This is a genomic window from Mesorhizobium sp. C089B, from assembly GCF_030323125.1.
In the GTDB taxonomy this organism is placed as follows: domain Bacteria; phylum Pseudomonadota; class Alphaproteobacteria; order Rhizobiales; family Rhizobiaceae; genus Mesorhizobium.
In genome coordinates this window covers 2,494,425-2,516,745 of the sequence record NZ_CP100469.1, presented here as the reverse complement: position 1 = coordinate 2,516,745, position 22,321 = coordinate 2,494,425, and the positions used below count along the sequence as shown (strand labels likewise).

15 protein-coding genes and 2 pseudogenes are annotated in these 22,321 nt (G+C 64.4%); 7 read left to right on the top strand and 10 right to left on the bottom strand.

All coding sequences use genetic code 11. The features are described 5' to 3' along the window. Positions 1-25 precede the first annotated feature (25 nt). Genes NLY44_RS12650 through NLY44_RS12635 form a run of 4 tightly spaced genes read left to right on the top strand, consistent with a single transcriptional unit; the run spans position 26 to position 4,108 of the window. The gene (locus NLY44_RS12650) at positions 26-1,591 is read left to right on the top strand and encodes a sugar ABC transporter ATP-binding protein (RefSeq protein WP_023682220.1); all 1,566 of its coding nucleotides are present in this window, start codon (positions 26-28) and stop codon (positions 1,589-1,591) included. Continuing rightward, positions 1,588-2,568, top strand: a complete 981-nt coding sequence (locus NLY44_RS12645; RefSeq protein ID WP_023682219.1) for an ABC transporter permease — start codon at positions 1,588-1,590, stop codon at positions 2,566-2,568. The genes NLY44_RS12650 and NLY44_RS12645 overlap by 4 nt, the downstream gene beginning before the upstream one ends. Further along, the gene (locus NLY44_RS12640; RefSeq protein ID WP_023682218.1) at positions 2,565-3,551 is read left to right on the top strand and encodes an ABC transporter permease; all 987 of its coding nucleotides are present in this window, start codon (positions 2,565-2,567) and stop codon (positions 3,549-3,551) included. Before NLY44_RS12645 ends, NLY44_RS12640 begins: the two co-directional genes overlap by 4 nt. 2 nt (positions 3,552-3,553) lie before the next feature. Further along, complete coding sequence (locus NLY44_RS12635; protein ID WP_023673072.1) at positions 3,554-4,108, top strand: gluconokinase; 555 nt, start codon at positions 3,554-3,556, stop codon at positions 4,106-4,108. Here NLY44_RS12635 and NLY44_RS12630 read toward each other — a convergent pair. Next, a complete protein-coding gene (locus NLY44_RS12630) occupies positions 4,103-5,248 on the bottom strand; it encodes a hypothetical protein (protein WP_023804933.1) in 1,146 nt (381 codons plus the stop codon). The genes NLY44_RS12635 and NLY44_RS12630 overlap by 6 nt on opposite strands. Positions 5,249-5,361: 113 nt before the next feature. On the opposite strand from NLY44_RS12630, the gene NLY44_RS12625 reads away from it, so the two are divergent. Next, on the top strand, positions 5,362-6,903 hold the full coding sequence (locus NLY44_RS12625; protein ID WP_460221758.1) for an acyl--CoA ligase: 1,542 nt from the start codon (positions 5,362-5,364) through the stop codon (positions 6,901-6,903). Between the two features lie 65 nt (positions 6,904-6,968). Here NLY44_RS12625 and NLY44_RS12620 read toward each other — a convergent pair whose 3' ends face one another. Continuing rightward, positions 6,969-7,418: an RrF2 family transcriptional regulator gene (locus tag NLY44_RS12620; protein WP_023673075.1), complete on the bottom strand. Its 450-nt coding sequence runs from the start codon at positions 7,416-7,418 to the stop codon at positions 6,969-6,971. A 261-nt stretch (positions 7,419-7,679) separates the two neighbouring features. Beyond that, the gene (locus NLY44_RS12615; protein WP_023804935.1) at positions 7,680-8,660 is read right to left on the bottom strand and encodes a sulfate ABC transporter substrate-binding protein; all 981 of its coding nucleotides are present in this window, start codon (positions 8,658-8,660) and stop codon (positions 7,680-7,682) included. A gap of 240 nt (positions 8,661-8,900) precedes the next feature. Here NLY44_RS12615 and NLY44_RS12610 point away from each other — a divergent pair, with 240 nt between their 5' ends. Beyond that, on the top strand, positions 8,901-9,173 hold the full coding sequence (locus tag NLY44_RS12610; protein WP_023687970.1) for an AbrB/MazE/SpoVT family DNA-binding domain-containing protein: 273 nt from the start codon (positions 8,901-8,903) through the stop codon (positions 9,171-9,173). After that, positions 9,173-9,571 (top strand): type II toxin-antitoxin system VapC family toxin, encoded by a 399-nt coding sequence (locus NLY44_RS12605; protein WP_023725412.1) that lies wholly within the window; start codon positions 9,173-9,175, stop codon positions 9,569-9,571. Before NLY44_RS12610 ends, NLY44_RS12605 begins: the two co-directional genes overlap by 1 nt. Before the next feature lie 14 nt (positions 9,572-9,585). Here NLY44_RS12605 and NLY44_RS12600 read toward each other — a convergent pair whose 3' ends face one another. The 7 genes and pseudogenes from NLY44_RS12600 to NLY44_RS12570 all read right to left on the bottom strand — a co-directional run bounded on the left by NLY44_RS12600 (position 9,586) and on the right by NLY44_RS12570 (position 22,312). Then, positions 9,586-10,626, bottom strand: a complete 1,041-nt coding sequence (locus NLY44_RS12600) for a sulfate/molybdate ABC transporter ATP-binding protein (RefSeq protein ID WP_023804936.1) — start codon at positions 10,624-10,626, stop codon at positions 9,586-9,588. Positions 10,627-10,699: 73 nt separating this feature from the next. Then, positions 10,700-11,584, bottom strand: coding sequence for a sulfate ABC transporter permease subunit CysW (gene cysW / locus NLY44_RS12595; RefSeq protein WP_023690809.1), 885 nt, complete (start codon positions 11,582-11,584; stop codon positions 10,700-10,702). After that, a pseudogene (cysT, locus tag NLY44_RS12590) lies at positions 11,577-12,427 on the bottom strand (sulfate ABC transporter permease subunit CysT). Before cysT ends, cysW begins: the two are co-directional and overlap by 8 nt. Before the next feature lie 18 nt (positions 12,428-12,445). Further along, a complete protein-coding gene (locus tag NLY44_RS12585) occupies positions 12,446-13,474 on the bottom strand; it encodes a sulfate ABC transporter substrate-binding protein (protein WP_023673082.1) in 1,029 nt (342 codons plus the stop codon). A 230-nt stretch (positions 13,475-13,704) separates the two neighbouring features. Further along, complete coding sequence (locus tag NLY44_RS12580) at positions 13,705-14,388, bottom strand: M15 family metallopeptidase (protein WP_023804937.1); 684 nt, start codon at positions 14,386-14,388, stop codon at positions 13,705-13,707. A gap of 249 nt (positions 14,389-14,637) precedes the next feature. Next, entirely contained in the window at positions 14,638-16,743 is a 2,106-nt protein-coding gene (pbpC, locus tag NLY44_RS12575; RefSeq protein WP_286457324.1) for a penicillin-binding protein 1C, read from the bottom strand. 83 nt (positions 16,744-16,826) lie between these two features. Continuing rightward, positions 16,827-22,312 (bottom strand): annotated as a pseudogene (locus NLY44_RS12570) (alpha-2-macroglobulin family protein). Between the last annotated feature and the right edge of the window lie 9 nt (positions 22,313-22,321).

The window sequence follows — 22,321 nt, the reverse complement described above, 5'->3', positions numbered from 1 at the left end:
AAGTCAAACTGCCTCGGGAGGGCCGATGGACGGTGCGGTTCCGCTCTTCCGGATGGAAGGCATATCCAAGCGCTATGGTGGTGTGCGGGCGCTGGAAAAGGCCGAGCTTTCGGTCTCGTCCGGTAGCATCCACGCCATTCTCGGCGAAAACGGCGCCGGCAAATCGACGCTGATCAAGGTCATGGCGGGCGTCGTCGCGCCCGACGAAGGCCGCATGATGCTGAACGGCAGCGAGGTGACGTTCGCTTCGCCTGCTGCTGCAAACAAGTCCGGCATCGTCTGCATCTTCCAGGAGCTGTCGCTGGTTCCCGAACTCAGCGTTGCCGACAACATCGTCATCTCCGATCCGCCGAAGCGTTTCGGCATGATCGACCGCAAGGCGCAGCGCCGCATTGCCGAGGATGCGCTGGCACGCGCAGGTGCGGCCGACATCCATCCATTGGCGCTGGTCAAGGATCTTCCGCTTTCAAGAAGACAGATGGTCGAGATCGCCAAGGCATTGGCCAGGAAGCCGCGCATCCTGATCCTCGACGAGGCGACCTCGGCCCTGACCGCGACGGACGTCGCCAGGATATTCAGCGTGCTCAAGCGATTGCGCTCGGAAGGGCTGGCGCTGCTTTACATTTCGCACCGCATGAACGAGATCGCCGAGCTTGCCGACCACTGCACGGTGTTTCGCAACGGCCGCAATGTCGCCAGCTACAAGGCAGGCACAAAGAGCGACAACGAAGTCGTCGAACTGATGATCGGGCGCGAATACAGCCATATTTTCCCGCCGAAACCCGCGCGCACCGCAGCCGCCGCCGTTCCCGTGCTGGAGGCGCGCAAGCTGTCCTGGACGGACCGGCTGGACAATGTCTCGCTGACGGTCGGGGCAGGCGAGGTCGTCGGCCTTGGCGGCCTGGACGGCCAGGGCCAGCGCGAATTGCTGCTTGCCTTTTTCGGTGTGCTGCGCGGCCTCGGCGGCCAGATCCTTATCGACGGCAAGCCTGTTTCGATCGCCAGCCCCCAAGCGGCGCGCGACGACCGCATCGGCATGGCGCTGATCCCGGAGGACCGCAAGACCGAAGGCCTGATGCTGCCGATGACGGTGCGCGAGAACCTGTCCTTTGCCGCCCTAGACCGGCTGTCCAAGGCCGGCATCATCGACCGCGCCGCCGAACAGCGGCTGATCGACGACATGGTCGGGCTGCTGGCGATCAAGACGGCCGGCCTCGACATTCCGGTCGGTGCGCTGTCGGGGGGCAACCAGCAGAAGGTGGTCATCGCCAAATGGCTGATGCGCCAGCCGCGTATCATCCTGCTCAACGATCCGACGCGCGGCATCGACGTCGGCACCAAGCAGGAACTCTATCAACTGATGCGCAAGCTGGCGGATGCGGGGGCGGCGATCCTGTTCTATTCGACCGACTATGACGAACTGATCGGCTGCTGCGACCGCGTGCTGGTGCTCTATGACGGCGCGGTCAAGCGCGAGCTGGTCGGGGCCGAGATCACCGAGCGGGCGCTCATTGCAAGCGCGCTCAACATTCGCGGCGATGACGGCGGCGCGAGAGACGATGCCGGCGCAAGACAGGGAGCGGACGCGTGAAAGAGTGGCGCTACTGGCTGGCCGAGCAGCGCGGAACACTGATGGCACTCGGCATATTCATTGTCATGTTCGTCATCTACACCTCGAACCATCCAGCGGGCTTCACCGCCAATGTCGTGCAGACGGCGTCCAACAAGGGCGTGCTGCTCGCCTTCGTCGCCATGGCGCAGACACTGGTCGTGATCACCGCCGGCATCGACCTCTCCGTCGGCATGATCTTCACGCTGACCAATTGCCTCGCCTCCTGGCTGGTCATCGGCACCGGCCTCGAGACCGCTTTCGGCGTCATCGCCGTGCTCGGCACCGGGTTCCTGTGCGGAGCGATCAACGGCGCCATCGTCATCTACGGCCGCCTGCAGCCGATCGTCGCCACGATCGCCACGGGTGCGGTCTATTTCGGCATCGCGCTGCTGCTGAGGCCGTTTCCCGGCGGTTCGGTCAACGAAGGTCTCGCCGACGCGCTGACCGGACGCCTGTTCGGCGTGGTGCCGGCGAGCCTGGTCGTGCTGCTCGCCGTCGTGCTCGTGGTCTGGGTACCGTTCAGCCGCTCGGTGCTCGGGCGCGCGGCCTATGCGGCCGGGTCCTCGGAGACGGCGGCCTACATGTCCGGTGTGCCGATAAGGCGCGGCAAGTTCGCTGCCTACGCGCTCGCAGGCCTGTTGGCCGCGATCGGCGGACTGTTCCTGACCTTCTTCACCTATACGGGCGATGCAGCCTATGCCAGCGGCAACGCCTATACGCTGTTTTCGATCGCCGCGGTGGTGCTGGGCGGCGTCTCGCTGTTCGGCGGCAAGGGCAGCGCCATCGGCGCCATCTTCGGCGCGCTGGCCTTCCGCACCATCGGCGACCTGTTGTTCGTTTTCGATTTCGATCCGCTATGGCAGCCGCTGTTCCAGGGCGTTATCCTGCTGGTCGCGGTCAGCCTTGGCGCCTTTGCACTGTTTCGGGTCCGCAACCGGCTGGAGTGGTTCCTGTGAGCGAAACGACATTGGGCGGTATCGCCGGCCGCATGCCGAAATTCATCCGCCGCGCCGATCCGGCGGTGCTGACGGCCTTCGCCTGCATCGTGCTGTTGCTGTTCCTAGGCAGCCTCTATTCCAGGAGCTTTCTGTCGCCTGAATATCTCCTGCAGCAGCTCAAGGTGGCCTCGTTCCTCGGCGTCATCGCCACAGGCATGATGCTGGTCATCCTGCTAGGCCAGATCGACCTGTCGGTGCCGTGGGCGGTGGCGGCGGGCGCGATGATGGCGTGTGCGGCTGCGGCCTATGGCCCGATCGGTGTGGCGCTGGCCATCCCGTTCGGCATCTTCTGCGGGGTGCTGATCGGCATCGTCAACGGCTTTGGCGTCGCCTATCTGCGCATACCCTCCATGATCATCACGCTCGCAACCAACGCTGTCGCTCAGGGGCTCATGGTCGTTTACACCGGCGGCTACTCGCCACAGGATTCGGCCACCGGCGCCATGCGCTATCTTGCGACAGGTTTTACCATTCCTGGCGCGCCTAACGCCGTCATCATCTGGGCCCTGATTGGTGCCGCGATGGTGTTCGTGCTGTCCCGCACCAGCTTCGGCCGCACCGTCTACGGCATCGGCAACCGCGAGCGTGCCGCCTATCTCTCCGGCATCGATACAAGGCGCGTGGTGATGATCGCCTTCGCTATCTCAGGCGGGCTGTCCGCCTTTGGCGGGGTGCTTCTCGCCGGCTATGCCTCCAAGGCGGCGCAATCGATGGGCGATGCCTATCTCCTGCCGTCGATCGCCGCCGTGGTTCTGGGCGGCACCTCGATCCTGGGTGGCCGCGGCTCCTATCTCGGCACCGTCGCCGGTGTCATCCTGATCACGCTCCTGCAGTCCATCCTTTCGGTCATGCAGATGCCGGAGGCGGGGCGGCAGATCGTCTATGGCCTGGTCATCGTTGCCATGCTCCTGCTCTACGGCCGCGCGCCGGCAAGCCGCTGACCGTGGACGAAAAGACCGCAAAGGCGCCAATGGGCGCTACCGGCTCAGTGCCTCGGGCCATTGTGGTGATGGGCGTCGCCGGCTGCGGAAAATCGGCTGTCGGCAAAGCATTGGCAGCAGAGGAAGGGGCCGTCTTTGTCGAAGGCGACAGGCTGCACCCACCCGAAAACGTCGCCCGCATGGCGAGCGGCGAGCCGCTCACAGATCAACTGCGTGAGGGCTGGCTCGATGCCATTGGCGAGCGGATCGCCGACCTGACCGGCAGCGGCCAAAGCGTGGTTGCCGCCTGCTCGGCGCTGAAGCGCAGCTACCGCGATCGTCTGCGTGGCTTCCGCCGGGATATCGATTTCATCTATCTGAAGATCGATCCCGCAACCGCCAAGCAGCGTGTCGCCAACCGCAAGGGCCATTTCATGCCGGCAAGCCTGGTCGAAAGCCAGTTCGCCATCCTTGAGCCGCCTGGCGCCGACGAGCGGGCGCTGACGGCCGACGCCACACTTCCAGTGGCTGAGATCGTCACCGCCGTTGCCAGCCTGCTGGCCGGCGCAAAATCATGAACCACCCTCGTCGGGCAAGGCGGTTTCCGGCCGTTCGGTGAACCGGTCGGCGCCGGACCAGACCATCATTTGCTCGGGATAGAGTTTCAGCGCCTCCAGCAAGCGGTCGCGCTTGAGCAATATGTACTCGGCCTGCAGCGCCATGTTCTTGGCGCCGGCTCTGGCCGCGCGCTCGCCGGCCTCTGCCGGGGCCGGCACCAGTTCGGGACTTAGGACGGCGCGGTATTGGCGGAACGGATCGGTCTCGAAGGTCGACATGGAAAACAGCGCCGCCTTGCCTCTGGCAGCGAAATTCGTCGGCGCCGAAGCCAGGTGGGTCCAGCCGCTCTCGCCAAGGCCGACTTCGGTGAATGTCGAGCCGGCATGCACCGTGTTGGTCACCAACACCACGCCGTTGCTGCCAAGGATCTTCTGGATCCGGCCGGTGACCTGGTAGGCGTCGTTGCGGTCGAACACGATCCGGCTTTTCAGGAAACGGTTCTCGACCCGAACCATCGGCGGGTTCAGGAAGCGCAAGCCGAAGGTCGAATCGGATATGCCGTGAGCCCTGACGCTGAGCTGGTGTGTCTCGATGCCGGCTTCATGGAGAGCGCGTTTGCCGATGATGGTCTGGGTCGTGAACTGATCGCACCAGATGATAGCGCCGTGGCCGCGCTTCAGCGCCGCTTGCAGGCCTTCCCGGCCCTCCAGCCGGATATTAGGTGACCAGCGGCGGCCGATGAGATGCGCGGCAAGCAGCAGACGCCGGCGGTGGTTGGCGCAGAGCAAGGCCCTGAACTGCCTTTGCGCATCGATGCCATTGCCGAGCACGGCGCGCGTCGCGGCGGCGTAGCGCACGAAATCCTTGCGGATATGGCGCTTGAGGCGCAGCCCCGATACGCGGCTGCAGATCGCGGCCCACCAATTGACCGGCAGCAATGCCGCGACCCCGAGATAGAAGGCGGCCAGCAGCAGCTCGCGGAAATCCCTGTTGTTGAAGGTGCGCAACTTGCCGGCGCGGACCTGCTTGCGGCTGAAGAAGCGGACATGCTCGGCGCGTTCGGGCACCAGGATGTCGGCGATGATTTCCGTATGATAAATGACGGCGGAAGATGGTGTCCGGTCGGCTTTCCGGGATTTTCCCAACCACGGCAGCCTCATCCGATCGGTGTCCACCTGTTCTTGCGTGCGTCCGGAAATCGCTTTACTGCGTCTGCCACGGGCGCGCAATCGGCGCCGGCAAGGCCATGGTGAACGCCATTCAGGGTTCGAACTTGAAACAGGCCCTATCGGTAGCACTTCCCCAACTGGCGCCCTGGCGGCCGGCTGCGGTGGCGCTGATGGCGCCGGACCGGCCGTCCCTGAGCTTTGCCGGCCTCGCCAATCTTGTCGACAAGCTCTGCGGCGATCTCGCCAGGCGTGGCGTTGCCCGCGGCACGGCCGTCGGCATCGTCTTGCCCAACGGCCCGGAAATGGCGGCCTGTTTCCTGGCGGTCTCGGCGTTGGCGACGGCGGCGCCGCTCAATCCGGCTTACGGCGAAGACGAATTCCGCTTCTATCTCGGCGATCTCGATGTGAAGCTGCTGCTGTGCGGACAAGGCATGGGCGATGCCGCGCGCAACGCCGCAAAGGGGCTCGGCATTGCGGTGCTCGACGTCGTTGTGACTGACGGCGCCAAGGCCGGCGAGTTTCTGCTGGCGGGCGACGCCGAGGTGGAGGCTGCCAGCGAGGCTCGCCTCGACGATATGCAGTTCAACGGACCCGACGATTTCGCGCTTGTCCTGCACACATCGGGAACCACGGCGCGACCGAAGATCGTCGGCTTGCGGCAGCGCAATCTGCAGGCATCGATGGCCAACATCGCCAGCACCCTGGCGCTGTCGGCAAACGATATGTGTCTCAACGTGATGCCGCTGTTCCACATTCACGGGCTGATGGCGGCGCTCAGCGCACAGCTGGCAGTCGGCGGCGCTGTTGTCTGCACGCCGGGCTTCAACCCGCTCAAATTCTACGGCTGGCTGGGCGATTTCCGGCCGAGCTGGTACAGCGCGGTGCCGACCATGCATCAGGCGATCCTGGCGCGCGCCGCCCGCAATGGCGAAACCATCGCGGCTGCGCGGCTGCGCTTCATCCGCTCGTCTTCGGCAGCGCTTCCCGACACCGTGTTCCGCGACCTCGAGCGCGTCTTCGGCTGTCCGGTGGTCGAGGCCTATGGCATGACCGAGGCGGCGCACCAGATGACATCCAACGGCCTGCCGCCGGCACGCCGCAAGCCAGGCTCGGTCGGCCTGCCTGCGGGTCCGCAGGTGACGATCCTGGACGACAAGGGGACGATCCTGCCGGCGGGTGAAAAGGGCGAGATCGCGGTGCGCGGCGCCAACATCCATGATGGCTATCTCGACAATCCGGTGGCCAATGAAGCTGCCTTCAGCGATGGCTGGTTCCGCACCGGCGACCAGGGCCTCATCGACGAGGATGGCGATCTGAGGATCACCGGGCGGCTGAAGGAGATCATCAACCGCGGCGGCGAAAAGATCTCGCCGCTCGAGGTCGACAATGTGCTGCTCGATCATCCGCTGGTGGCGCAGGCGGTGACCTTCGCCGTGCCGCATGCCATGCTCGGCGAGGAGGTGGGTGCGGCTATCGTGCTGGCCGAGGGCGCCATCGCCGACGCCGATGAGATACGCGATTTCGCGCGCAGCCGCATTGTCGAGTTCAAGGTGCCGCGCCACATCTTGTTTCTTCAGGAGATACCCAAGGGTCCCACAGGCAAGATCCAGCGCGTCGGCCTGGCCGGCAAGCTCGGCCTGGTCTGAGGACTCTCATTTGAGCATGATCTTGTCCGAAAACCGGTTCCCACTTTTCGGGACCATGCTCTAATTTAGATCTGCGATGTCAGCTCGACCGGAAAATCATCATTGTCGGCGTCGCGCATGGCGGCGAGGCTGCGATTGTCCAGCACTTCGGCGATCGCCTGGCGCACTTCCAGCATCATGTGCCGGACTTGGCAGGTCGCCTCGTCGCAATCCTCGCAGCGCTGGTATTGCGTGCGGCTGGCGCAGGGTATGGGAGCGAGCGGGCCGTCCAGCACGCGCACGACGTGGCCGATCTTGATTTCGGAAGCCGGCCGGGCGAGGCGATAACCGCCTTCCTTGCCCTTGCGACTGAGGACGAAACCGGCATTGCGCAGCTCGCCCAGAATGGCATCCAGGAATTTCTTCGGGATGTTGTTGGCGATCGCGATGTCGTTGACGAATGCAAGCTGGCCGACCGGCAGGCCGGAAAGATGCACGAGGGCCTTGAGGCCGTATTTGCCTTTTTTGGTAAGCATGCCCGCTTCAGTTCATGAAAACCCCAACCACCCGCATCTGGCGGTTGTTTGTGTGCAAATCATGACGTTTCGCCTGAACAACCCGGTTTCGCGTAGAACAAGCCGCCCGGTTGAGACGTTAGGCACAAAGGCGTTCATTCTTTGTAACGTTTTTCGCCGATCGCGACAGACTCCGCATGAAAGCCGTTTGTCGGCGCGCGAAAACGAAAAAGCCGGCAAAGCGCCGGCTTTCTTGTGAGGTGAGGTCGAACGCTGCTGATATCAGCGGCTGCCATAGGTCTGGTCGAGCAGACCGCCGGCGGCGAAGTGCTCCTTCTGTACCTTGTCCCAGCCGCCAAAGACGTCTTCCACCGTCAGCAGGCGGACATCGGGGAAGTCGGCCTTGTATTTTGCCGAGACTTCAGCGTTGCGGGCGCGCAGGCCATTTTCAGCCGCGATGGTCTGGCCCTCGGGCGTGTAGAGGAAGTCGAGATAGGTCTTGGCGAGGTCACGGCTGCCGTGCTCGTCGGCGACCTTGTCGACGATCGCCACCGGGAATTCGGCGAGCAGGCTGACCGTTGGCGTGACCTGTTCGAACTTGTCGTTGCCATACTCCTTGCGGATGCCGCGCGTTTCCGACTCGAAGGTGATCAGCACGTCGCCGATCTCGCGCTGCACGAAGGTGGTGGTGGCGGCGCGCCCGCCGGTGTCGAAGATCGGCACGTTGTTGAACAGCTTGGTGACGAACTCCTTCACCTTGGCGTCGTCGCCCTTGAAGGCTTCCTTGGCGTAGGCGGTTGCGGCCAGATAGGTGTAGCGCGCATTGCCCGAGGTCTTGGGGTTGGGGAAGATCACCTGCACGTCGTCGCGCACGAGGTCGTTCCAGTCCTTGATGCGCTTGGGGTTGCCCGCGCGGACGAGAAAGGATGGGAGCGAATAGAAGGGCGAGGCGTTGTCGGGGAAATCCTTCTGCCAGTCGGCGGAGACGAGGCCTTTCTTGACCAGAAAGTCGATGTCGGTGACCGGGTTGAAGGTGACGACATCGGCGCCGAGGCCTTCGGCAATGGCGCGCGCCTGCGCCGAGGTGCCGGCATGCGACTGGTCGACGGTGACGCCCGGATGGCCGGCGACGAAAGCCTTGTTCACCTGGGCGAACAATTCGCGGCCGACATCATAGGAAGCGTTGAGCAATTTGTCGGCCGACCAGGCCGGCGAAGAGGCGAGGACCAGGCCGGTGGCGACGCTTAGCAAAAAACGCTTCATGAAAACAGGCTCCGATGTGCAATGCGTTGCCAGAACATAGCCGGGCCGGAGGGTGTACTGCGAGGCACACGGGGCAGACGTATGGCGTTGCAGCGAAAAAGAAATCGCTGAAGCAGGTTATCGGCGAAAATTCATTCCAGGCGAAATGCCGGTGCGTTGGGGTTTTCTGTGGTTTGCAATTCGAAGCCGAATGGCATATACAAATGGCATATACAAGTGGAACAGACAGGGGAGGCTGCCATGCCGCAGCACCGTCACTCGATACCACCGCCCAGGGAGGCGAAGTTGTTTCGCAACAACCGCAGTCAGGCGGTTCGCATCCCTGTCGAATTCGAGCTGCCTGGCGAGAAGGTCCTGATCAGCCGCGATGGCGACCGGCTGATCATCGAGCCGGTCCGCAAACCCGGCCTCGTCGCGCTCCTTGCCCAATGGGCGAAAGAGCCGCCGCTTGGTCCTGAAGACGACTTTCCCGAGATTCATGATGCGCCCGTGGGGCCCGAGGACATCTTCTGATGCGGTTCATGCTGGACACGAACATCATCAGCGACATGATCCGAAATCCGGCCGGCAAAGCCGCCAGTACGGCGGTTCGCGCGGGAGACGGTGCCCTGTGCACCAGCATCGTTGTCGCCTCGGAGCTGCGTTATGGCTGCGCCCGCAAGGGATCGGCCAAGCTGCTCGCCAAGGTCGAGCAATTGCTCGCCGAGTTACCTGTGCTGCCGCTCGATGTGCCGATGGATAACGAATACGGAGCACTTCGTGCCGAGCTGGAGGCCAGAGGCCAGCCAATCGGCCACAATGATCTTTTCATTGCTGCCCATGCCTGTGTGTTGGGGACGACACTGGTGACGGCCAACACCGCTGAGTTCCGTCGGATCAAGGGCCTGACGCTCGAGAACTGGCTGGAGTAGCGCCGGATCGATGTCTATGCCGCCGGGAAAAGCTTCCAGCGCCTTGGCCTGAACGCCACCCGGCTCTTCTGCGTCGCAGGATGGTCCACAGGCAGTTCGATCTCGACGCGCTGGCGCTCGCCGCCGATTTCCAGTTCGACGCGTCTTGTGCCGGCGACGCGGCGGCTGGCGGCGACCGTGCCGGCGATGCAGCCGCTGCAGCCGTCGAGCAGTTCGATATCGTGCGGGCGGAAATACAGCGTCGCATCGCCCTCGGGTGCGTGCGGCGCCGACACGCCGATCGGACGGTCGGCGAGCCAGATTTCGCCATTCTCAACCTTGACCGGCAGCATGCTCGATTCGCCGATGAAGGAGTAGACGAAGGGCGAGTTCGGCGTGTCGTAGATCTCGTCGGCGGAGCCGACCTGCTCGATGCGGCCCTGGCTCATCACCACGACGCGGTCGGCAAGCTCGAGCGCCTCTTCCTGGTCGTGGGTGACGAAGACGGTGGTGTGGCCGGTACGGTCATGGATCTCGCGCAGCCAGCGGCGGAGTTCCCGGCGCACCTGCGCATCGAGCGCGCCGAACGGCTCGTCGAGCAACAGCACCTTGGGCTCGATGGCCATGGCCCGGGCGAGCGCCACGCGCTGGCGCTGGCCACCGGAAAGTTGCGCCGGATAGCGCTTTTCCAGGCCGGAAAGCTGAACGAGATCGAGCAGTTCGGAGGCGCGTCGGCGGATTTCGGCCGCCGGTGGTCGCGACGGTCCATGCCGCACCTTGAGGCCGAAGCCGATATTGTCGGCGACCGTCATGTGCCGGAAGAGCGCATAGTGCTGGAAGACGAAGCCGACATTGCGCTCCTGGATCGAGCGGTGCGAGGCGTCCTCGTCGCCGAAGAAGATCTTTCCGCGCGTCGGCCGCTCCAGGCCGGCGATAAGCCTCAGCAGCGTCGTCTTGCCGGAGCCGGATGGCCCAAGCAGCGCGATCAGCTCACCCGACTTGATGTCAAGCGATACGTCATGGAGGGCCGGAAACCGGTCAAACTCCTTGCGTACGTTGGCAACGCGAACTTCCATGTAGATCCCTCAGTAATTTGGTGCATGTCGTTGTCCCAAAACCGGTTCCCAGTCTTGGGCGATATGCATTTAGTCAGTGCCCGCGCGTCGCGGCGATCTCGGCGCCGTAGCGCATCTCGAGAAGTGTTTTCAAGACCAGCGTGACCAGCGCCAGGCCGGCAAGCAGCGAAGCGACGGCAAAAGCGCCGACGGCGTTGTACTCGTTGTAGAGGATTTCGACATGCAACGGCATGGTGTTGGTCAGCCCGCGTATGTGGCCCGACACGACCGAGACCGCGCCGAATTCGCCCATCGAGCGGGCGTTGCACAGAAGCACGCCGTAGAGCAATCCCCATTTGACGTTGGGCAGCGTCACGTACCAGAAGGTCTGCCAGCCATTGGCGCCCAGAGAGAGCGCGGCTTCCTCGTCGCCGTTGCCCTGTTCCTGCATCAGCGGGATCAGTTCGCGGGCAACGAAGGGGAAGGTGACGAAGATGGTCGCGAGCACGATGCCGGGCACGGCGAACAAGATCTGGATGCCGTGCGCCTTCAGCCATTCACCGAACAGTCCCTGAGCGCCAAACAAAAGCACATAGACCAGGCCGGAAATGACCGGCGAGACCGAGAAGGGCAGGTCGATCAGCGTGGTTAGAAAAGCCTTGCCCTTGAACTCGAACTTGGCGATCGCCCAGGCAGCCGAAATGCCGAAGACGACGTTGAGCGGAACGGCGATCACCGCCACCAGCAGCGTCAGCCGGATCGCCGAGCGCGTATCGGGATTGGAGAGCGATTCCGTGTAGGCGCCAATGCCTTTCGCCAGCGCCTCGTGGAAGACGATGATCAGCGGCAGCAGCAGGAAGATGGCGAGGAAGGCGAAGGCCACCGCCATCAGCAGCAGCCGCACCGGCCGGCTTTCGGTCACCGCCGCCGACCGGCTCTCGTGATGCGGTTCGTAGGATTTGATCTCGGGGTCAGCCATAGCGCTTGCGACTCCATGACTGCGCCAGGTTGATGACCAGCAGCATCACGAACGACAGCAAAAGCATGATCGCCGCGATCGCGGTGGCCGCCGGATAATTATACTCCTCGAGCCGGATGACGATCAGAAGCGGTGCGATCTCCGACTTGTAGGGAAGGTTGCCGGCGATGAAGATGACCGAGCCGTATTCGCCGACGCCGCGCGCGAAAGCGAGTGAGAAGCCGGTGATGATGGCCGGCGCCAGGCCGGGAAACAGGATGCGGGTGATGATCTGGAAGCGGTTGGCGCCGAGCGTCGCAGCGGCCTCCTCCACTTCCTTGTCGATCTCCTCCATGATCGGCTGCACCGTGCGCACGACAAACGGCAGGCCGATGAAGACAAGCGCCACGACAATGCCGAGCGGCGTGTACGCGACCTTGATGCCGAGCGGCGCCAGGAGATGGCCGATCCAGCCATTGGGCGCATAAAGAGTGGTCAGCGCAATGCCCGCGACCGCGGTCGGCAGCGCGAAGGGCAGGTCGACCATGGCGTCGACGACGCGGCGGCCGGGGAAGCGGTAGCGCACCAGCACCCAGGCGACGAGCGTGCCGAAGACGACGTTGACGGCGGCTGCGATGAAGGCTGTGCCGAAGCTGATTTCGAGTGCGTTGATGGTCCGGCGGTCGGTGGCGATCGCCCAGAAATCGGTCCAGCCGAGGGCTGCCGAGCGCCAGATCAGGCCCGACAGGGGATGAGGATGATGAGCGTGAGGTAGGCAAGCGAGAAGCCGAGCGTCAATCCGAAACCCGGAATGACACTCGGCTGTCTGAATCGCCACCCCGCCTTGGCGGGTGCTATGGTCATGTCGTCCTGATCTAAATCCTACTGGGCCGGCTTGTAGATCTGGTCGAATATACCACCATCGCCGAAATGATAAGGCTGTGCCTTCTTCCAGCCGCCAAAAAGCGGATCGTCGATGGAGATCAGCTTGATTTCGGGCGTCTTCGGAATGTCAGCCGCATCCACCAGCTCGGGCTTGGCCGGACGATAGTGGTTCTTGGCGATGATCGTCTGGGCTTCCTTGGAATAGAGCCAGCCGAGATAGGCTTCGGCGACCTTGCGGGTGCCCTTGGCATCGACATTGGCGTCGACGATCGCCACCGGCGGCTCGGCCAGGATCGAGGTCGGGGGATAGACGATCTCGAAATTGTCGGCTCCGAATTCATTGAGCGCCAGATAGGCGTCGTTTTCCCAGCCGATCAGCACGTCGCCGATGCCCTTTTGCGCGAAGGTGACCGTCGAGCCGCGCGCACCGGTGTCGAGCACCGGAGCATTGGCGTAGAGCTTGCCGACGAATTCCTTGTTCTTGGCCTCGTCGCCGCCATCATTGGCGTTGGCATAGGCCCAGGCGGCAAGGTAGTTCCAGCGGGCGCCACCCGACGTCTTCGGGTTCGGCGTGATCACCTGGACACCGTCCTTGACCAGATCGCTCCAGTCGTGGATGCCCTTCGGGTTGCCCTTGCGGACCAGGAAGATGATGGTCGAGGTGTAAGGCGCCGAATTGTTCTCGAACTTCTTGCGCCAGTCCGGGTTGATCTTCTTCGACTTGGTGACGATGGCGTTGATGTCGCCTTCGAGCGCCAGCGTCACCACATCGGCATCGAGGCCGTCGATCACGGCGCGGGCCTGGGCGCCGGAGCCGCCATGCGATTGCTGGATGGTGACCGTCTCGCCGGTCTCGGCCTTCCAGTGTGCGACGAAGGCTTCGTCATAGGCCTTGTAGAGTTCGCGTGTCGGGTCGTAGGACACGTTCAGAATGGTCGTATCGGCAAACGCGAAACCGAGCGTGCCGAACTGGATCGATGTGGCGACCAGTGCGCCGAGCAGTTTCTTGAAATGAGGTTTGGTCATTTCCGCCTCCGTTGATGACGGCTGAACTCTATCGAATTGATAGAAATTAGATGCATTCAACGTTGCATTTTTTGTCCCCCCGAAGGAAATTTTCGCCGATATTGGGTTTCGGAAGGAAATATTTTCCTCATATTGGTCTAACCCGAATCCGGCCGGTTTGACGCTATCTAGGAGCTGACAGCGCAGAAGCAAGGCCGAGCGAGGGAAGGCTCGGTGTAGCACCGGGCGGTTCAGCCCGCAGTGATGGGAAAATCGAAGCGCAGCTTTGGATACGGCTCATCCCGAAGCGTGTAGTGCCACCACTCGCGCGCATAATTCTTGAAGCCGCCGGCGCGCATGGCGTCGAGCAGCCTTTTGCGGTTTGCCGCCGCTTCTGCCGCCAATGGGCGATGGGCGGTTTCGCTTGCCGGGTCGAAACAGTCGAAGCTGGTGCCGAAACCGAGCGTGCCGGCGCCGGCCGCGCCGCAAGCGGCGGATGACTTGTTCTTGCCGTCGCTGCGGGCGATGGCGACATCGACGGTCGAGCCGCGCGAATGGGTGGACAATTCGCCGATATAGCCCTTGGCGATGAGGTCGCCGCGCGGCACCAGAGGGTACCATTGCGGATCGGGCGGGCCGCCCTCTCTGGTCCATTTGCCCATGTCGGCAACGGCGCGGGCCGGGCGGTAGCAGTCGAAGACGACCAGCGTCAGGCCGTCGGCGGCGAGCGCTTTCTGCACGCCGGACAGCGCTTGCGCAGCTTGCTTCGTGAGTATGCAGACCGGCGCGTCATAGCCGTCGGCCTTGCGATGCAGGAAGTTTTCCAGGCCGGCATAGCGGATGTCCTGGCGGATGGAGGGATCGACATCGGCCAGGCGGACGAAGCCGGCGGGCAGGGGATCGGCGGCGGCGGGGGAGCAAGTCGAAACGAACATGGATACGGCTAAGGCCAATCCTCGATGCAAGCGCTTCGGCACACCCCCCTCTGGCCTGCCGGCCATCTCCCCCGCAAGGGGGAGATCAGATGTTGCTGCGGCTTTCGCCAATTTTCAACGTTGCTGAATGAGCGCGGCGCCGAAGCTGCCAATCTCCCTTGCGGGGGAGATGGCCGGCAGGCCAGAGGGGGGTGCCTCGCGCCGGGTTTCAGGCGAAGAAGCCCAATCCCCTGAATCGCTTGGCGCCATCTATTCAACGAACACCTTCACGCTTGCCGCGCGTCCCACGGCGTCGATGACGGTGAGCGTTGAATAGCCGGCGCCGTCGGGCAGCCAGGTCGCGGTGCGGCGGCGGTCGATGCCGACGAGCGGCTTGCCATTGGCCAGCCAGCGGAACGGCGCGCGGCCGCCTTGCAGTTTCAGCACCAGCGGCGAGGCCTCGGCGGAATTGGTGGCGAGATCGACGCGGGCGCCGTTGGGCGGGAAAATGATCGTTGGCGCCGGTTCCGTCGGGCCTGCCTGCACCAGTCCGTCGGCGCCGGCGCCGAAGCGCGCCAATGTCACCGGCAGGTCTTCGCGCCTGGCCTTGACGACGCCGGCCGGCTGGCTGGGCAACGGGACGGCGGTGAGGCCTGAACGGACGAAGCCCTCGAACAGGATGGGTGCGGCCGAGACATAGCCGGACAGGCCGGGCACCGCACCGGCATCGGCGCGGCCGACCCACACACCCAGCACGTAGCGGCCGTCGAAGCCGACCGACCAGGCGTCGCGATAGCCGTAGGACGTGCCGGTCTTGTAGGCGATGCCGCGCTGCAAGGCGCCCTGGGGCGGCTTCACGCCCGACAATATGTCGGTGATCTGCCAGTTCGCCTGGGCGTCGAGGATGGTGGCGGTGGTGCGCTCGTCGTTGGCCGGCTCGGTGCCGTCATGCAGCGTGTTTGCCTTCCCGCCATTGGCGAGGCCGGTATAGAGCTGGACGAGATCGCGCAGCGTCACGCCGACGCCTCCGAGGCCGATGGCGAGGCCCGGCGCCTCGTTGACCGGCAGCACCGGGCTGACGCCGGCCTGGCGGAAGCGCGCCATCAGCCGTGCCGGGCCGACAGAGTCGAGCACGCGGATTGCCGGCACGTTGAGCGACAGCTGCAGCGCCTGGCGGATCGAGACATCCCCCTGATAGCCCATGTCGAAATTCTTCGGCCGGTAGCCGCCGAAATCGACCGGGCTGTCCTCGATCAGCATTTCCTGGGCCACCAGCCCCTGCTCGAAGGCGAGGCCATAGATGAACGGCTTCAGCGTCGAACCGGGCGAACGCACGATCTTGGTCATGTCGATCCAGCCGGAGCGGCTGGCGTCGAAGAAATCGGCCGAACCGACTTCGCCGAGGATGTCCCCGGTGCGGGCATCGGCCATCACCATCGCGACGGAGAGGCGCGGCCCAAGTTTGATCGCGGCATCGCGCGCCACCTGCTCCAGTCCTTGCTGGACGCTTTTGCGGATCGTCAGCTGCAGCGGCTTGCCGGGGACGGCCTTGGGCAGCATGGCGTAGGCGGCGTGTGGCGCCAGCGCCGGCAATTTGCGGCGCAGGCCCGAGACATCGTCCAGTGCGGCGCGCGCGGCTTCGCGCTCGCCGAGCAGGCCAGCTGATACCATGCGGGTCAGCACGCGGTCGCGGGCGGCATGAGCGATGGTGAGATTGCGGTCGGGACGGCGCTTTTCCGGCAATTGCGGCAAGGCGACGAGCAGGGCTGCTTCCGAGACGGTCAGCCGCTTCGGCTCTTTGCCGAAATAGGCGAGCGAGGCGGCACGCACGCCTTCGAGATTGCCGCCATAGGGCGCCAAGGTCAGGTAGCGTTCGAGGATCTCCTGCTTGGACAGGCGCCGCTCGATCTGGATGGAGCGCAGCATCTGCTTGATCTTCGAGCCGAGGCTGCGGTTTTCGCGTGGCTCGATCAGCCGGGCAAGCTGCATCGACAGGGTCGAGCCGCCGGAGACGATATGGCCGCTGGTGGCGAACTGGCCGGCGGCGCGCGCCAGCGCCAGCACATCGACGCCATCATGGTCCCAGAAGCGCTTGTCTTCATAGGTGACCAGCATGTCGACGAACTGCTTGTCGACCTGGTCGAGATGAGTGTCGAGCCGCCAGTAACCGTCCGGCGTGGCGAAGGCGCGCAACAGCTGGCCGTCGCGGTCCTGGACCTCGGTGGAGACGGTGAGCCTTCCGGGCAGCGGCGGCGGAAAAGCGCGGTCGAGTTCCCAGAGAGAAGCGGCAGCGATCGCCGCAAAGCCGACGAGGGAGGCGGCGGCGATGCCTGTTCGACGGAGAAATTTTCTGGAGAGCATGGTGGTGCCCTTCATCCGCCTGCCGGCTCCTTCTCTCCGCATAGCGGGAAGAAGGAGATGGTCGCGGACATCGGCGTGTTCATCTTCGTCAAGGCGCCTTACGGCGCCTTGATCTCCATCATACCGGTGGCGGTGCGGGCCGAATATTGCGGCCGGTACATGTCCTCCACCGTGGCCGCCGGATGGCGTAGGTGCCCGGCGTCACCGCACGCACGACATAGGCCAGCATGATGTTGCGGTCGCCATCGCCGTCATTGGGATTGAATGCCGCGACGAAACGGTCGTCGCGGAATTCGAGATGGGCGGCGTCGGTTTGCGCCAGCCAGGTGAAGTTCGACAGCTGGGCGCTGGAAACAAGGCCCGGATTGTCGATCTCGAAGCCGGCCGGCAACAGGTCGGTGATCAGCAGGCGCGAAGGCCAGCGGTTCTGCTCGTAAACCTTGAGCACGACCACGTAGCGTTCGTTCTGCGTCGCCTCGGTGACGTTGGCTTCGGTGCCATCGAGCTTGTAGTAGGTGCGGTCGATGGTGAAGCCGTCGCCGCCGGCCGGCAAGGGCTCTACCGGCGAGGCGACCGTGGTGACGACCGCCTGCAGCGGCGTGGCGCCGGTGTTGGCGATGGTCAGCGGGCTGTCGGCAATGTCGGTGCCGCTGAGGTGGTTGGAATATCCACCTGCATGCGGCGCGCCGTTGACCGACAGCGTGATCGAGTCGTTGCCCGACTTCAGCGCGCGGGCCGCCAGAAGCATCCAGGACTCGTCCTGCGTGCTGGTCCAGCGGGCATCGGCGCGTTCCCTTGCCACCAGCCGGATCAGCTCCGGCACGATGGTCGGCACCGGCTTCGATTCGGCGGCGAGCGCCAGGATCGCGGCGCCATCACGCAGCCGCGAGCCATAGTCGGACCGGTAGTAGTCGTATTCGGTGGTCGACTTGGCCAGCTGCAGCGCCGTCTGGAAGGTTGCTTCCGAACGCTGCGCGTCGCCGTAGAGCGCCAGGCTCGCCGCCAACTGGGCGACGGCCATCGGGCTCGAGAAGGCTTCGAGCTTGGTGTCGGCGTAGTAGCGCAGATCGCCGACCGAGGCCTTCTTGTTGCGGGCCAGAACATAGAGCGCGTAGGCGATTTCGCTGCCGCGATCCTGGACGTCCTGGTCGTAACCGACCGAGTTTTGCAGATTGCTCAGCGCCTGGCTCATCGCCAGCGCCGGCACGTCGTAGTTCTGCTCGCGCGCCCGGGTCAGGAAGTCGGTGACGTAAGAGTCAAGCCACAGATCGCCGGAGCCCGGACCCCACAGGCCGAAGCTGCCGGCCGAAGCCTGGTAGCTCAGCACCTTGTAGATGGCCGCCTGGACGCGGTCGTGCAGTTCGGGATCGCTTTGCATGCCGACGCCGGACGCCAGATCGTTGACGTAGAGAAGCGGCATGGCGCGGCTGGTGGTCTGCTCGGCGCAACCATAGGGGTAGCGGTCGAGCGTCATCAGCAGCGACGGCACGTCGAAGGCGGCAGCCTGCGAAACGCCGACGCTGATCGAGGCGCCGTCGAGCAGGCTTGCCGCGAGCAGCTCCTTGTCGACGCGCAGCGAGCCGCCATTGCCCTTGAGGTCGACGACCAGACGGGTGGTGACCGGCAATTGCGCCGGACGCACCGGAACATACAGCGTCTGCTCGACGGCGGTGCCGTCGCCATGGGCGAGCTTGATGGTGATCGAGGCATTGCCCGCCGTCTGTGCAATCAGCGGCACGGTCAGCGTCTGGCGCTTGCCCTTGGCCAGCGTCAGCTTTTCGGGCAAGGGCTTGTCGCCGGTCGAGAGGTCGCCGGTCGTGGCGATCGACAGGGCATAGTCGCCCTCCGGACCGTCGGTGTCGGCGACGTCGAGCCGCATGATAGCTGCATCTCCAGGCGCCAGGAAGCGGGGCAGGCCGGCGGTGATCACCACCGGATCGCGCACGATGACATCGGTCGTGGCATGGCCGACGGCCTCCTTGGTCCAGGCGACGGCCATGACGCGTACGGTGCCGTTGAACTGCGGGATGTCGAAGTCGATCCTCGCCTTGCCGTCGGCGTCGAGCTGGACCGGGCCGGAGAAGAAGGCGACCAGCTTTTCGGTCGGCGGACTGCCTTGCGGCTGCATTGAGGCGCCGTCGCCGCCGGTCCTGAGCTTGCCGGTGGTGCCGAGGGAGCCGTCGATGAGACGGCCATAGATGTCGCGGACTTCGAGCCCGAGCATGCGCTGGCCGAAATACCAGCCCTCCGGATCCGGCGCCTTGTAGTTGGTGAGGTTCAAAATGCCGACATCGACGGCAGCGACCGTGACATAGGCATTGCTGCCCGGCGCTACGCCGGCGACCGAAACCGGGATCGACAGCTGCTGGCGCGGCATCGTCTTGTCCGGCGGCGTCAGGGTGACGGCGAGCTTTTTCGAGCCTGGGTCGACCGTCAGCCATTTTACGCCGATGGCGCGCGCCGGCATGCGGGTTTCCTGCGCATCGCCGGGCCGGAACAGGGTTGCGGTGATGTAGGCGCCGGCGCCCCAGTCGTCACCGACCGGGATGTCGACCGTGCTGCCGCCGGCCGGCATGGTTGCCGTGACGGTCTTGAGCAGCTTGTCGGCGCCAATGGTGACCAGCAGTTCGCCGGCAAAATGCGGCGACACTTTCAGCTTGGCCACGTCGCCGACGGCATAGCTGTCCTTGTCGAGAGCGATCTCGAGCCCATCAGGCGTTTCGGTGGAGGTCGAGGAGACATACCAGCCGGCGTCGAACTCATAGCTGGTCGCCGGGCCCTCGGGATCGGCAGTCTCGATCTCGAGCCGGTACTGGCCCCAGTCGACCGGCATCGTCACGGTCGCCTCGGCATCGGCGCTGAGATCGACCTGGCCGTTGGCGATCGACTTGGTGAAGGTGACCGGTTCGTAGTTCCACGAGTTGTTGTTGCGGTACCACTGGTAATTGCGTTCGACCTTGACCAGCGACCACTGCGCGCCCTTCAGCGTCTCGCGCTTGCCGTCGGGGTCGACCGCGATGAGGCTGAACTTGGCGGTGCCGCCCTGCGGCACCTCATTGTCGGCGAAATCCGGACGAATGCCGATCATGTGGCCTTGCGGGCGGATGCCGATGTTGAGCGAGCGTTCGATGGCGCGGCCGCCGGTTTCACGCATGCGAACCGTGACCTTGGCGTCGACCAGCTTGGTGGTCGCGGGCAACTGGTCGACCGTGACCGGGAAGGTCGCCTTGCCGTCGTCGCCGACCACCGGCAGACCGGTGAACGGGGTGACCGAAGGCTCGGCCGACTGCTCGTCGGCAAGGCCGAACGAATAGCCGGCGAAACGGTCCCAGTCGCGCGCCGTCGACAGCGTCAGCTCGCCTTCGAGCGCGAGGCCGGCGGCCGGCGCGCCATAGAGGAAGCGGCCGTCAATGTCGATGTTGGCGGTTTCGCCCTGGGCGATCTCCTGCTTGTCGGACTTCATGTCGAACTCGATGCGATCCGGCACGAAGTCTTCGACCAGGAACATCTGGCTGGAAACGGCCGCCTGCTTGGGATCGGTATAGATCGACACCGTCCAGGTGCCGCGCATGGCGTTGGCTTCCAGCGGCAGGTCGACGGCATAGCCGCCGGCCGAGACGCCATCGGCAACGATGCGGCGGTTCTCGACGCCGTCGGGACGGGTGAAGATGAAGGTCAGCGGCAGGTTTTCCACCGCTTTGGAGGCGCCGTCGCGGGCAAGGGCTGCGACATGCACATCCTCGCCGGCGCGGTAGATGCCGCGTTCGGTCCAGGCATAGACATCGAGCGCGCCCGGTGCGGCGCGTCCGGCGACGCCGCGATCGGACAGATCGAAGCCGGCGCGGCCCATGTCGAGGAAGACGAAATCGTTGTCGCCCTGCTTGGCCATCAGAACGGCCGGCACCATGCCGCCGTCGCCGCGCGTCAGGCCGGGGTTGAAGACAGCATGGCCTTCGGCGTCCGACGTGGCTGTGCCGAGGATTTCATTGTTCCTGGCCAGCAGCGTCAGTTCGGCGTCGGCGATCGGCTTGGCGGTTCCGAGCGAGCGGGCAAAGACATTGAGGCCATCCTGGCCGGTATAGGTCGACAGGCCGATGTCCGAGACGACGAACCACTGCGTGGCAAGCGAATTGTAATTGTCCTCGTCATTTTCATTTACCGCTTGCGCGGTCAGCACGTAGACGCCGGGCTTGCGCTGCGGCAAGGCTTCGTCGACCGGGAACGAAGTCGTGACGTCCTTGTTGAGGTCGTTGGCGATATCGAGCTGCCCCTGCCAGACCGGCTCACCCATCTGGTCGGAAATGCTGGAGATATCATAGCCGTCGAGCTGCTTCAGGAACTGATAGCCGGACAGAAGCTGCGCGAGCGAACGATCGCCGATGCGGTAGAGCTTCATCTGCGCGGCGTTCATGTTGACGGTGACGACCGGGATGCCGCGGCGGGCGCCGGCGGGCAGCACGAAGCTGTCGCCGGTGAAACGGGCGGACGGCGCGCGGTCCTGCACATAGATCGACAGCACGACCGGAGCGGCGGTGACCTCGCCAATTGCGGCCGGCAGGCCGGCGCGGAAGGTCACTTCGTAATGCTGGCCGTGTTCCAGGCCTTCGACGCAGATCTGCTTGTCCTTGGCCTCGACGCCCTTGGGCGGCTGGTTGTCGACGGTGACGAACTGGGCGTAGTCGACGCCGGTCTTCACCAGCTCCTCGGAAAACTGCGCGCAAATGCGCGGCGCGCTGGTGTCGGCGTCGATCGAGTGATCGATGACGCGGAAGCCCTTGCGGGCCTTGAGATCCTCATATTCGGCCTTGACCGCCGGCGAACTGACCAGCGCGAGGCTGGCTTCATAAGCCTGCAGGGCTGGACGGTAGAGATCGCGGCGGTCGAGGCCGTTGCCGAGCAGCGCCAGCACTTCGGCGCGGGTCTTGGTGGTGCGCAGCAATTTGTAGGCGTTGATGGCGGCGGAGGTGCCTTTGACCGGCAGATTGTAGGATTCGGAGGTGCCGCTGGCCGGCTGTATGGCAAGCGTTTCACGCGCCAGACCGAGCCAAAGCTGGCCGTCGTCAGGCAGGACCGAGACCGCGGCCTCGTATTTGTTCATGGCCTGGCCATGGTCGCCGGTCAGTGCAGCCTGTTCGGCGGCGGCGCGGAGTGATTCCAGCCCGTCGGTCGGCTTGTCATAGGCCGGATCGGTCAGCTTGTTGCGGTATTGCTGGGCCTGGTCGGCCATCCAGTTGGGGAAGAAGGCGAGTTCCGGCGGGGCGCCGATATCGGGGTCGCCATCGACATTGACGACCTTGCCCGCGACCGCGCCGCTGAAGGGTTTCAACTGGTTATAGTCGGACTTTAGGAAGCACCATTTGGCCTTGTTGTTGTAAGTAAAGGCGCGGCAGGCGGGGTCGCCGAGGCATGTCGTCTTGCACTGATCGAGGCTGACATTCTGGTCCGATCTGAGATCGAAGCCGAAATAGTCGGAATTATTTGAGGTCACCACCCGGCGGGCTTCGGCCGCTTGCGCTACAGACCCCCAGGCGAAAATGAGAAGAATCAAGATCGACAGACCACGAGCCGCCGCGCGCATCGCCATAACACCCTC

Excerpts from the sequence above, each read along its gene's own strand:
- NLY44_RS12650 (WP_023682220.1), top strand. The coding sequence starts at position 26 with ATGGACGGTGCGGTTCCGCTCTTCCGGATGGAAGGCATATCCAAGCGC.
- NLY44_RS12630 (WP_023804933.1), bottom strand. The coding sequence starts at position 5,248 with ATGAGGCTGCCGTGGTTGGGAAAATCCCGGAAAGCCGACCGGACACCA.
- NLY44_RS12620 (WP_023673075.1), bottom strand. The coding sequence starts at position 7,418 with ATGCTTACCAAAAAAGGCAAATACGGCCTCAAGGCCCTCGTGCATCTT.
- NLY44_RS12615 (WP_023804935.1), bottom strand. The coding sequence starts at position 8,660 with ATGAAGCGTTTTTTGCTAAGCGTCGCCACCGGCCTGGTCCTCGCCTCT.
- NLY44_RS12610 (WP_023687970.1), top strand. The coding sequence starts at position 8,901 with ATGCCGCAGCACCGTCACTCGATACCACCGCCCAGGGAGGCGAAGTTG.
- NLY44_RS12605 (WP_023725412.1), top strand. The coding sequence starts at position 9,173 with ATGCGGTTCATGCTGGACACGAACATCATCAGCGACATGATCCGAAAT.
- NLY44_RS12600 (WP_023804936.1), bottom strand. The coding sequence starts at position 10,626 with ATGGAAGTTCGCGTTGCCAACGTACGCAAGGAGTTTGACCGGTTTCCG.
- cysW (WP_023690809.1), bottom strand. The coding sequence starts at position 11,584 with ATGGCTGACCCCGAGATCAAATCCTACGAACCGCATCACGAGAGCCGG.
- NLY44_RS12585 (WP_023673082.1), bottom strand. The coding sequence starts at position 13,474 with ATGACCAAACCTCATTTCAAGAAACTGCTCGGCGCACTGGTCGCCACA.
- NLY44_RS12580 (WP_023804937.1), bottom strand. The coding sequence starts at position 14,388 with ATGTTCGTTTCGACTTGCTCCCCCGCCGCCGCCGATCCCCTGCCCGCC.
- pbpC (WP_286457324.1), bottom strand. The coding sequence starts at position 16,743 with ATGAAGGGCACCACCATGCTCTCCAGAAAATTTCTCCGTCGAACAGGC.